The organism is Vibrio sp. Vb0937 (genome assembly GCF_033338855.1).
Map to the genome: position 1 here is coordinate 1 of NZ_JAWOTK010000157.1, position 1,539 is coordinate 1,539.

2 protein-coding genes are annotated in these 1,539 nt (G+C 45.5%); both read left to right on the forward strand.

The genetic code is table 11. The features are described from left to right. A partial coding sequence (locus tag R7P67_RS23995; RefSeq protein WP_318086214.1) for an ABC transporter substrate-binding protein occupies positions 1-1,305 on the forward strand: 1,305 nt, incomplete at its 5' end. Between the two features lie 9 nt (positions 1,306-1,314). Beyond that, the coding region (locus tag R7P67_RS24000; RefSeq protein WP_318086215.1) for an ATP-binding cassette domain-containing protein at positions 1,315-1,539 on the forward strand (225 nt) is incomplete at its 3' end.

Sequence of the window (1,539 nt, forward strand, 5' to 3'; positions counted from 1 at the left end):
CCAGAAGAGTTGTTGTTGAGAATGGGGGCGCTACGTCCTCGTCCTGCTCATTTCTATGCGAATCCGAAGAAAGACGAGAACGGTGACGGCATTCATGATGATTTTGTGCGCTACTACAACTTTAAAAGTGAACCAACCACCAGCGCTTATTACTTAGCCGACGTCAAAAAAGGTAAAAGCGTTACCTTTAAGCACGTAGGTGAGGACTGGTGGGGTTACACCAATAAGTACTACGAGAATCGCTATAACGTCGACAAAATTCGTATCACGGTTATCCGCGATGGTGATATTGCGATGAAGCACTTCGAAAAAGGTAAGTTGGACGCATTTGGATTGGTTTTGCCAAGTCTATGGCATGACAAATCCAATACTGCCCCTTATCAAAAGGGTTACATTGAGAAGTTCTGGGGTTACAACCAATATCCAGTTGGTGCTGGTGGCGTGTGGATAAACACGGCCATGCCTCTACTTGATGACTTAAACATTCGCAAAGGGATCACTTACGCGACAGATTTCGACGGCATGATCGAGAATGTTATGCGTGGAGACTACAGCCGTAAACCCAACCCAACGGGCTTTGGGCATGGTAAATACACGTTACCAGATGTGAAAGCGCCAAAGTTTGAACCAGAAAAAGCGGCGGCAGCGTTTGAAGCTGCGGGCTTCGATAAGATTGGTTCCGATGGTATTCGCGTGAATGATAAAGGTCAGCGTTTGAGCTTTGAATTGACGTACTCATCTCCAGTTCATACACCGCGTATTGCTTTCTTGCGTGAACAGGCAAAATTGGCAGGGTTGGACATTGAGCTGAAGCTGATTGATGGTTCATCGATGTTCAAGTATGTGCGTGAGAAAAAACACGAACTTGCTTTCTTTGATATGGGGACTTCGGAAATCCCAACTTATTGGGAATACTTCCATTCCGTGAACGCGAACAAACCACAAACGAACTCATTCACTAACTACAGCACGCCAGAGCTAGATGAAAAGATCATTGCGTATCGCTTTAACATGGACATGGATAAGAAGATCCAACTAGGTCATGAGATTCAGCGAGACATTATTGATGCGCACGTGATTGTCACTGGCTACATGGTACCTTACGTTCGTTATGGACACTGGCGTTGGTTGAAATTGCCAGAGAAACCAATGAATCGAATGACAGAAGCGTTGTTCAGTGGCGGAATTATCGGTGATGGCACGTATTGGATCGACAAAGACGTGAAGAAAGAAACCCAGAAAGCGATGAAGTCGGGTAAAACCTTTGAACCGGTTGTTGTCGTTGATGACACGTATAAGCTGTAAGGATGTGTTATGGAAAACGATGTAATTTTGAGTGTAAAAGATCTCGAAGTGGAATTCATCACGGATGATGGCCCGGTAAAGGTACTCCATGGCGTGAACTTTGATGTTCGCGCAGGACGAACGCTCGGTCTCGTTGGTGAGTCTGGCAGTGGTAAGAGCGTGACCTCCATGTCTATCATGGGACTGTTGCCAAAGCCTTACGGAAATATTGTCAATGGTGAGGTTAACTATCGA